The organism is Streptomyces sp. NPDC088157, from assembly GCF_044741545.1.
Taxonomy (GTDB): Bacteria; Actinomycetota; Actinomycetes; order Streptomycetales; family Streptomycetaceae; genus Streptomyces.
The window spans coordinates 759,643-770,228 of the sequence record NZ_JBIUSU010000002.1 but is presented as its reverse complement, the minus strand read 5'-3'; the positions used below and the strand labels follow the sequence as shown (position 1 = coordinate 770,228).

Sequence of the window (10,586 nt, the reverse complement as noted above, 5' to 3'; positions counted from 1 at the left end):
GCCCCCCCCACCCGCCGCTCGGCCGCCCCCCCCCCCCCCCCCCCCCCCCCCCCCCGGCGGGCCGCGGGGGGGGGGGGGCGGGGGCGGGCGCCCCCCCCCCCCCCCCCCCCGCTTCCGTGCCGGTGCCCGCATGTCCCGGCCCGCTCGCCGCGGCCCGCAGGGACTCCTGCCCCGCTCGCTGCGGCCCGCGGGGGCCTCGGCCCGCAGGGGCCCGTGGATCCGGATCAGGCCGGGGCGGGGTGGGCGGCCAGGGTTCGGGTCACGGTGTTCAGGACCTCCTCGGCGGCCGTCACCGGGAAGAAGTGACCGCCCTCGACCATCCGCACCGAGAACGGGCCGCGCGTCCACGGCTCCCAGGTCGCGCACTGGCCCTCCGGGACGGTCGAGTCCCGCAGTCCGCCGAGCACCGTCACCGGTACGGCGGTGCGCTCCTCCTCGGTGAGCTCCTTGCGGCAGGAGTGGAACAGCCGCATGTCCGCGCGCAGGGTCGGCAGGAAGGTCCGCAGGAATCCGGGATCGGACACCAACGCCTCCGGGGTGCCTCCCCAGGCGGCCAGGTTCCCGAGCAGCTCCTCGTCCGACGGGGCGGAGGTCTGCTCCTGGACCAGGTGCGGGGGCAGCGCGCCCGCGACGAACAGGGCCCGCTGCGCGCGGGTGGACGCGGACAGCCGCCGAGTCACCTCTCGGGCGACGAGCGCCCCGGTGCTGTGGCCGAACAGGGCGAACGGCCGCTCTCCGGCGTGCCCGAGGATGTGCTCGGCGATCCGGTCGGCCAGCGCTTCGACATCCGTGAACGGAGCCTCGTTGAAACGCTCCTCGCGCCCCGGTGTCAGCACCGCCTCGATCCGTACCCCGTCGGGGACGGCGGCCGCCCAGGACTGGTAGCGGCCGGGACCCGCCCCGGCGGCCGGGAGGAGGTACAGGACCAGGTCCCCGTCCCCCGCGAGGTGTTTGAACCATCGGTTCGGGGCCTCGCGGCCGATCCGGTCGGCGAGGGGCCGGGCCTGGGACCGCAGCAGTGCCACGAACCGCTGGTCCAGCGCGGCCGGCGGACCGGCGTGCCGGAGGACCCCGGACGAGTCGACCCACAGCCGCACCTGGCGGCGCCGGGCCTCACCCATCAGCTGGTCGACGAGGAACGACATGGCATCTCCCTGCGGAAGGTCGGGGCGGTGGGCTGTCGAGACGATCGGACGGGCGACGGCGCGGCCACGGCGCGCGCGGGCCGTCGGGGCCACGGAATACGGCCGGGAACGGGCCGTCGGCTCACTCGGCCTGGTCGGGCAGGGTCTTCATCCCGGCCACCGGCGCGAGCAGCAGCGGCAGCACACTGATCACACCGCCGATCACGGCCAGCCACAGCGCAGGCCGGTAGCCCATCAAGGTGCCGAGCGCGCCCGCGACGAGCGCGCCGGCGGTCCGCACTCCGTGGATCAGGGCCAGGTAGGCGCCCTGTACCCGGGAGCGGAACCGGTCGGGCGTCAGCGCCTGCTGGAGGGAGGATCCGGCGATGTCGCACAGCATCAGGCCCATGCCGGACAGCAGTTCGGCGGCGATCACCAGGCCGAAGGCCACCCAGTGGTTCGACGGCGCGAACGGCACGAGCACCAGCGCGCCGGGGAACAGGATCGAGCCGGCGATGAACGTCAGGCCGAGGCCGATCCGGCGGGTGAACCAGCCCGTCACGAACGACCCCGCGAGGGCGCCGATCGCACCGAGTCCCAGCGCCAGGCCGATCATCCACGGGGGAAGGTCCAGGTCGCGCGCGATGAACAGCAGGAAGAGGGTGAAGTAGATCGTGTAGAAGAGGTTCAGGAAGCCGCCGCCGAGGAACTTCGCCCGCAGCACGGGGGTGCGGTTGACGAACCGTAAGCCCTCCCGGATGTGCGAGGGCTCCTTGTGCTTCGTCGGCTCCGGCTCGCGCGGGTTGATCGAGCGCAGCAGGAGCCCCGAGGTGAGGAAGGAGACGACGTCGGCGACGAGCGCCACCGGGGCGGAGAGGGCCTGGACGAGCATGCCGCCCAGTCCCGGTCCCGCGACCCAGGAGAAGGAGAAGCTGCCACGGGTGAGGGAGGTGCCCGCGACGTAGTCGGCGCGTTCCACCAGGGCGGCGAACATGCTGTTGCTCGCCACGTTGAACAGCATGGCCAGGGTGCCCGTCACGAAGGCCACCGCCCACAGCTGTGGCAACGTCAGACAATCCAGCGCGTACGCGACCGGCACGGTGGCCAGCGCCGCGGCACGGCCGAGGTCGCACAGCACCATGATGCGGCGCAGTTTGCCGCTGCGGTCCACGAAACCGCCGGCGTGCAGCGAGAACAGCAGGTTCGGCAGTGAGGCCAGCGCGCCGAGCATGCCCATCTGGGCGGCCGAGGCGTTCAGGGCCAGCACCGCCGTCAGGGGCAGGGCGATCGTGCTGACCTGGTCCCCCAGGAACGAGATCGTCTGCGCCGTCCAGAATCTGCGGAAGGCGACCTGGTGCAGCAGTGCGGGTATGCGGTCGAGGAGCGGAGTAGCCATCGGGTAGCCGTTTCAGTCGTCGAGTTCCCGCAACGAGCCCCCTCGCCGGGAGACCCGGCCATGGCCAGGGGCGGGTGCCCGGACAATCTACAGCTCCCCTCCGGCCGTTCCCGCAGCGTTCGACTGTGCCGTGTGCGCCATCGAACACTTCTACTCTCGGACCTCGGACAGAGGAATACCGGCGCTGAATTCGAGGGGCAATCGTGCTGACCGATACCGTCGCGCTCACCGATCCGATGTTGTACTCCCACGGGGACCCCCACGCGGTCTGGCGCAGGCTGCGGCGCGAGAGCCCGGTGTCCTGGCACGAGTACGGGGAGCACGGCGGCTACTGGGCGGTCACCACACACGCCGCGGGTCTCGAAGTCCTCACCGACTGGGAGCGGTTCACCTCGACCAAGGGCATCTTCCTGCGGCCGAACTTCAGGGACCCCTACCCCGGCGCGGGGAAGATGATGGCGCTGAGCGACCCGCCCCGCCACGACCGGCTGCGCAAAGCGATCATGGGCCTGTTCACCGTGCGGGCCGTCGCCAGAATGGAGGAACGCACCCGTGACGTGGTGCGCGGAGCCCTTATGGGAGTGGTGGAGGCCGGCCGCTGTGATTTCGTCAAGGACATCGCCGCTCGGATCCCGCTCGCCGTTTCCGCCGAACTTCTCAGCATTTCCATGGACGACGTGGAAATGCTGGCGAAAGTCACCACCGAGGCCGCCGAGAATTCCACGGACATCGATGGAATAGAAGCCCAGATCGCCCATTTCGAAATCATGCAGCACTATTCCGGGATCATCGAGGAGAAGCGGCGCGACCCCGGCCGCGACCTGGTCTCGGCCCTGGTCTCCGCCCAGGCCGACGGACTCGACATCACCGACGAGGAAGTCATCCTCACCTGCGACAACGTGATCGTCGCCGCGAACGAGACCACTCGTCAGGCCGTCGGCGCCGGGATGCTGGCCCTGCTGCGCAGCCCCGACCAGTGGGCGGCCCTGCGGGCCGGCGAGGTCCGGCTGAAGACCGCCGCCGAGGAGTTCCTGCGCTGGACCGCCCCGGTCACCCACATTCTGCGCACCGCCCAGCACGACACCGTCCTCGACGGCGTGCACGTGGCCGCGGGCGACGCCGTCACCGTCTGGCTGCCGTCGTTGAACCGGGACGAGAACGTCTTCGACGAGCCCGACCGTTTCCGGCTCGACCGGACCCCCAACCACCACGTCGCCTTCGGCGGCGGCGGCCACTTCTGCATCGGCGCCAACCTCGCCCGGCTGACCATCAAGGTCATGCTCGACGAACTGGCCCGGCTGCCCGCGGAGATCGAGGTCAGCGGGGAGCCGCGGCACATCGCCTCGCACATCCTCGGCGGCCTGACCTCCCTGCCGCTCACGCTCCGCCCGCACTGACCGCCGATCCGCAGAGTAGATAGGGCAGCCATGACAGCAGCAGCGCGCGACCTCCTCGACGAACTGGCCGCAGACGGCGTGCAGTTGTGGGTGCAGGACGGCAGGCTGCGGTTTCGCCCCGCCGGTTCCCTCGGCACCGAGCGCCTCGCCCGGCTGCGCACCCACAAGGAGGACATCCTCCATGTCCTCGCGCAGCCCGAGGGTCCGGCTCCCGACACCGGCGCGGCCTCCCCGCAGGAGGCTCCCGAACCGCTGGACGGGCAGCCCCGCCCCGACCTGCTGCCGTTGTCGTACGGCCAGGAGAGCCTGTGGTTCCTCGACCGCCTCGGACTCGACGCCAGCTACAACGTCGGCGTCGTCCTGCGTATGGAAGGCAGCCTCGACGTCCCGGCGCTGCACCGCGCGCTCGACGAGACCGTCCGCCGACACGAGGTGCTGCGCAGCCGGTTCGGCACCGTCGACGGCACGGTCTTCCAGCGGCCCGTCCCCGACGAACGCGTGTCCCTCACCCACATCGACCTCAGCGCCGAGCCCGACCACCTGCTCGCCGAGCGCTCCCAGCGCGAACTGGACCGGCACTTCGCCATCCACTTCGACCTGGAGAACGACCCGCTGTTCGTCGTCCAGCTCCAGAAACTCCGGCCCGACGTCCATGTCCTGGCCCTCAACGCCCAGCACATCATCGTCGACGGCCCCTCGCTCGGTCTGATCTACGCCGAACTCGAAGCCCTCTACGGCGCCTTCCGCGCAGGACTCCCCTCCCCGCTGCCCGAACCGCCCGCCCAGTACGCCGACTACGCGCTGTGGCAGCGCCGCACCCTGGGCGACGACGAGCTGGAGGCCCAGGTCGCCTACTGGCGTGACCGCCTCGACGGCGCTCCCCAGGGCCTGGACATGCCGCTCGACCGGCCGCGCGGGGAACGGGCCGACTTCGCGGGCGGCTCGGTCGGCTTCACCCTGCCCGTCGAGCTCTCCGACGCCCTGCGGGGGGTCGCCGCCCGCTGCTCGGCCACGCCGTTCATGGTCCTGCTCGCCGGCTTCCACGTCCTGATGGGACGCTGGTGCCGGCAGAACGACGTGTGCGTCGGCATACCCGTCGACGGCCGCGCCCACCCCGACGCCGCCGCCCTCGCCGGTTACTTCGCCAACACCGTCGTCATCCGGTCCGACCTGTCGGGCAACCCCGCCTTCGAGGGTCTGCTCGACCAGTTGCGCACGGGCGTCGTCGACGCCTACGACCACCGCCACCTGCCCTTCGACCGGCTGGTCGCGGCCCTGCGGCCCAGCCGCGGCCAGGCCCGTCAGCCGCTGTTCGACGTGATGTTCTCCTACCAGGGGCAGCAGGAGTACCGGATGCCCGGGCTCACCCTGACCCCCGTCGAACAGCCCAGCACCACCGCGAAGTTCGACCTGTCGCTGTTCGTCTCCGAGCTGCCCGACGGATCCCTCTACGGCTGCTTCGAATACAGCACCGCGCTCTTCGACGTCTCCACCGTCGAGGGGCTGGTCCGCAAGTACACCAGCCTCCTCGAAGGCATCGCCCAGGACTCCGGCACCCGCGTCCTCGACCTGCCCGTGCTCACCCCGCAGGAGATCCCCCCGCTCACCGTCGAGGCTCCCGCCGCCGGGCCGGCCGCCGCGGTCCGCGCCGGTTCCCTCGCCCAGTGGTTCGAGCAGGGGGCCCGCACCTGGGGCGACGAGCTCGCGGTGGTGGAGGGTGGGGTGTGCCGGTCGTATGGGGAGGTGGATGGTCGGGCGGATCGGGTGGCGTGGTCGTTGGGTGGTTGTGGGGTGGGGGTGGAGTCGGTGGTGGCGGTGTCGTTGCCGCGTTCGGAGTTGGCGGTGACGGCGTTTGTGGGGGTGTTGAAGTCGGGGGGTGTGTATTTGCCGTTGGATCCGGAGTTGCCGGGTGAGCGGGTGCGGTTGATGGTGCGGGATGCGTGTCCGGTGGTGATCGTGACGGATGCGGTGGGTGCGGCGCGGTTCGAGGGGTGGGGTGTGCCGTTGTTGGTTCTGGATGACGAGTTGACGGGGTGTGCGGTGGAGCCGGTGGGCGCGCGGCCTGTGGCGGTGGGTGACGCGGGTGCGTATCTGCTGTACACGTCGGGTTCCACGGGGCGTCCCAAGGGTGTGCTGATGACCGTCGCCGCCCTGCTCAACATGATGGACTGGCACTTCGCGGACCAACCCACGGGCCCCGGCCGCATCGTCACGCAGTTCACCGCGCTCAGCTTCGACGTCTCCGTGCAGGAGATGCTGTTCGCCCTCCTCGGCGGCGCGGCGCTCACGGTCGTCCCGGAGGATGTGCGGCGTGCTCCGCAGGCGTTCGTGCCGTGGTTGGAGGAGCACGGTGTGACCGATCTGTTCGCTCCGAACATCGTGATCGAGCTGTTGTGCCGGGCGGCGCTGGAGCAGGGCCGGACCCTGCCCGCTCTCACGCATGTCGCGCAGGCCGGTGAGGCGCTGGTGCTCAGCGACGCCGTCCGGGAGTTCTTCCGCCGGCGTCCCGGCCGCCGCCTGCACAACCACTACGGCGGCACCGAGATCCAGGTCGTCACCGCCCACCGCCTCGGCGCCGCCCCCGCCACCTGGCCCGAGGTGTCCCCCCTCGGCGCACCGGTGTGGAACACGCGGATCTATGTGCTGGACGAGGCGTTGCGGCTGGTTCCGGAGGGGGTGGCGGGTGAGCTGTACGCGGCCGGTCCGTGCCTGGCCCGGGGATACGCGGGCCGTCCGGACCTGACCGCGGACCGGTTCCTGCCCGACCCCTACGGTCCGCCCGGCAGCCGTATGTACCGGACCGGGGACCTGGTCCGCCGCCGCTCCGACGGCGGCCTGCACTACCTCGGCCGGACCGACCACCAGGTCAAGATCCGCGGCATGCGCGTCGAACTCGGCGAGATCGAGGCCACCTTGCGCCGCACCCCCGGAGTCCGGGAGTGCGTCGTCACCACCCGCACCGGCGAGCAGGGCTTCACCCACCTCACCGCCTATGTCGTGCCCACGGACCCGCACGACCCGCCGGGCACCGCCGCGCTGCGCGGCCGGCTCCTGGACCGGCTGCCCGCCCATGCCGTCCCCTCCGCCTTCGTCACCCTCGACGCGCTGCCGCTGACCCGCCACGGCAAGACCGACCGGGACGCCCTGCCCGCCCCCGACGCGTCCACCGCCGACACCGGCGCCGAATTCGTGCTCCCGCGCACCGGCGGCGAGCACATCGTGGCCGGTGTCTGGCAGGAGATCCTCGGCGTCGAACGCGTCGGCGCCTTCGACGACTTCTTCGCCCTGGGCGGCCACTCCCTCCTCGTCACCCAGGTCCTGTCCCGGCTGGACCGCGCCTGCGGCGCCCGCATCTCGGTGCGCGACTTCTACGACCGGCCCACCGTCGCCCAGCTCGCCCAGTTGATCGGGCACACCGAAGGCGGCACCCGCGACCTGCTGCCCCTGCCCGCGGGCACGGCCCCCACCACCTCCTTCGCCCAGGAGCGGATGCTCTTCCTGCACCTGCTGCAACCCGCGGGCGGGCTCTACAACGTGGCCATCCCACTCGAACTGCGCGGCACGCTCGACGCCGACGTGCTGCGCGCCTCGCTCGACGAGATCGTCCGCCGCCACCAGACCCTGCGCACCCGCTTCAGCCTGGGCAGCAGCACCGCCGTACCCGTGGTGGACACCGACGCCCACTGGCCCCTCGACCTCGTCGACGCCACCGCGGCGGCCGACCCGGACGCCGCGGCCGCCGAGGTGATCCGCCGCGACGCGTCGGCCACCTTCGACGTCGAGACCGGACCGCTGCTGCGGGCCACCGCCGTCCGCACCGCCCCCGACCGGCACACCCTCTCCCTGACGATCCACCACATCGTCTTCGACGGCTGGTCGGCGGACATCCTCATCGGCGAACTCGCCGCCCTGTACGAGGCGTTCGCACACGGTCTGCCCTCCCCGCTGCCGGAACTCGGCCTGCAGTACGCCGACTACGCCGCCTGGCAGCGCGCCGAGCTCCAGGGCGTCGCCCTCCAGGACCACCTCCAGTACTGGCGCCAGTACCTCGCCGGCGCCCAGCAGGCCCTCGACCTGCCCGCCGACCGGACCCGCCCACCGCTACCGGACTTCGAGGGCGACGCGGTCGGCTTCACCGTCGACACCGAGCTCACCGCACGGCTGCGCGCCCTGTCGGAACGCTCCCGCTCCACCGTCTTCATGACGGCCATGGCCGCCTACAGCGCCCTTCTGCACCGCCTCAGCGGCCAGGACGACCTGTGCGTCGGCTACTTCTCGGGCAACCGCACCGCCGTCGAGACCGAACCGCTCATCGGCCTCTTCGTCAACTCCCTCGTGGTCCGCTCCCGCACCGACGCCGGCCAGAGGTTCAGCGACCACCTCGACCAGGTCCGCGCCTCGGTGCTCAACGCCCACGGCCACCGGGACCTGCCCTTCGAGCTGCTGGTCGACGAGGTGCAGCCGGAGCGCGACGTCTCGCGCCATCCCGTCTTCCAGACCGCCTTCGGCTACTACCCGGCCTCGGTGACCGCAGCGGGCGCCCAGGGCGACGGCCCCGCGCTGAGGGTGGCCCCCGCCGCCCACAGAAGCGACACCTGGATGGCCAAGTTCGACCTCAGCCTCTACCTGACCGAGACCGGCCAGGGCACCCTGGCCGGCGAACTGGAGTACGCCACCGCCCTGTTCGACCGCGCCACCGTGCAACGCTTCGCCGACTGCTATCTGCGGCTGCTGCGGGCCGTCACCGAGGACGCCACCACCACCCTGGACGCCCTGCCGCTGCTGGACGACGCCGACCGGGCCCAGCTCCTCGACACCTGGGCCGGACCCGTGGCCGAGGTGCCGCACACCACCCTGCCTGCCCTGTTCGAGGCGCAGGCCGCCGCCACCCCGCACGCCCCGGCCGTCCACCACGCCGGGACCACCCTCACCTACGCCTCCCTCGACGCGCGGGCCTCCCGACTGGCACGGCACCTGACCGCACGCGGGATCGGCCCCGGCGACTTCGTGGCCGTCGCCCTGCCCCGCACCGGAGAACTCCTCGTGGCCGTCCTGGCGGTCCTCAAAGCGGGCGCGGCCTACCTCCCCGTGGACCCGGCCTACCCCACCGACCGGATCGCCCTGGTGCTGGCGGACGCCGCACCGGCCCTGGTGCTCACCGCCCGGCCGGTCCTGGACCGCATCGCGGGCGCCGCCTCCGTCCCGGTCCTGGTCCTGGACGACGAAGACACCGCCGCGGCCCTCGCCGCCCTGCCCGGCCACCCCCTGACCGACGCCGACCGCACCACGGCCCTGCACCCGCTGCACCCGGCCTACGCCATCCACACCTCCGGCTCCACCGGCAGCCCCAAGGGGGTGGTCGTCGCCCACCGCAGCGTCGTCAACCTGGTGGCCTGGGCAGGCGACGCCTTCCCCGGGGGCGTCCTGGACCGGGTGCTGGCAGCCACCTCGCTCAGCTTCGACGTGTCGGTCTTCGAGATCTTCGGCCCGCTCCTGAACGGCGGCTCGGTCGAGATCCTGCCGTCCCTGCTCAGCCTCGCCGACCCGGACACGGGCCCCTACCGGGCCTCCCTGCTCAGCGGCGTCCCCTCCGCGCTCGCCCAGCTCATCGCCACCGGCTCCGTGCGCGCCCGGGCCGACACCGTGGTCCTGGCCGGCGAGCCGCTCGCCGCCCAGGCCGCCCGGGACATCGCCGACGCGGTCGGCGCGGGACTGCTCGGCAACCTCTACGGGCCCACCGAGGCGACGGTCTACGCCACCGCCTGGTACACGCGGGAGACCGTCGCCGGCGGTCCGCCGATCGGCCGCCCGCTGCGCAACACCCGGGCATACGTCCTCGACAGCGCGCTCAACCCGGTCCCCGTCGGGGTCGTGGGCGAGCTGTACCTCGCGGGGGAGGGCCTGGCCCGGGGCTATCTGAACCGCCCGGAGCTGACGGCCGACCGCTTCCTGCCCGACCCGTTCGGCGCACCGGGCACCCGGATGTACCGCACGGGCGACCTGGTGCGCTGGACGGCGGACGGGGAACTGGTCTGCCTGGGCCGCGCCGACCAGCAGGTCAAGGTGCGCGGTCACCGCATCGAACCCGGCGAGATCGAGGCGCACCTGGCGGCCCACCCCGACGTGGCCCAGGCCGTCGTCGGCGTCGACCAGCGCCCCGGGGACGACCGGCGGCTCGTCGCCCACCTGGTGTGCGCCCGCCCGGTGCAGGCCGAGGAACTGCGCGAACACCTGGCGGGCCGGCTCCCGGGCTACATGGTGCCCGCGGCGTTCGTCTTCCTCGACGCCCTGCCCCTGACCGCCAACGGCAAGGTCGACCGCACGGCCCTGCCGGCCCCGCGGGACGCCGACACGCGGGGCGGTGCGCCCCACGTCCCGCCGGTCACGCCCCTGGAGAAGGAACTCGCCGAGATCTGGGCCGACGCCCTGGGAGTGGACCGGGTGGGGCTGCTCGACAACTTCTTCTCGCTGGGCGGCCACTCGCTCCTCGTCACCCGGATCAGTTCCCGGATCAGGCAGCGGACGGGCGTGAACGTCGACCTCATCGCCTTCTACACGACGCAGAACCTGGGCGAACTCGCCCAGCACGTCGACGAACTCGCCCAGCACGTCAACGAGCTCGCCCGACCGGCCACCGCGCTGTGACCCACGCGCCCGCCCACGTGCCTC

4 protein-coding genes are annotated in these 10,586 nt (G+C 72.5%); 2 read left to right on the top strand and 2 right to left on the bottom strand.

From position 1 onward, the window contains the following. Window positions 1-224 precede the first annotated feature (224 nt). Together ACIPFH_RS09650 and ACIPFH_RS09645 are read right to left on the bottom strand one after the other, a co-directional pair. Entirely contained in the window at window positions 225-1,145 is a 921-nt protein-coding gene (locus tag ACIPFH_RS09650) for a thioesterase II family protein (protein ID WP_401824654.1), read from the bottom strand. 121 nt (window positions 1,146-1,266) lie between these two features. Continuing rightward, window positions 1,267-2,520: an MFS transporter gene (locus ACIPFH_RS09645; RefSeq protein ID WP_359130389.1), complete on the bottom strand. Its 1,254-nt coding sequence runs from the start codon at window positions 2,518-2,520 to the stop codon at window positions 1,267-1,269. Window positions 2,521-2,723: 203 nt separating this feature from the next. Between ACIPFH_RS09645 and ACIPFH_RS09640 the strand changes: the two genes are divergently transcribed. Next, window positions 2,724-3,917 (top strand): cytochrome P450, encoded by a 1,194-nt coding sequence (locus ACIPFH_RS09640; protein ID WP_401824653.1) that lies wholly within the window; start codon window positions 2,724-2,726, stop codon window positions 3,915-3,917. Window positions 3,918-3,947: 30 nt separating this feature from the next. Next, window positions 3,948-10,562 carry an amino acid adenylation domain-containing protein gene (locus ACIPFH_RS09635; RefSeq protein ID WP_401824652.1) on the top strand — a complete coding sequence of 2,205 codons (6,615 nt, stop codon included), beginning with the start codon at window positions 3,948-3,950 and terminating at the stop codon, window positions 10,560-10,562. Window positions 10,563-10,586 lie beyond the last annotated feature (24 nt).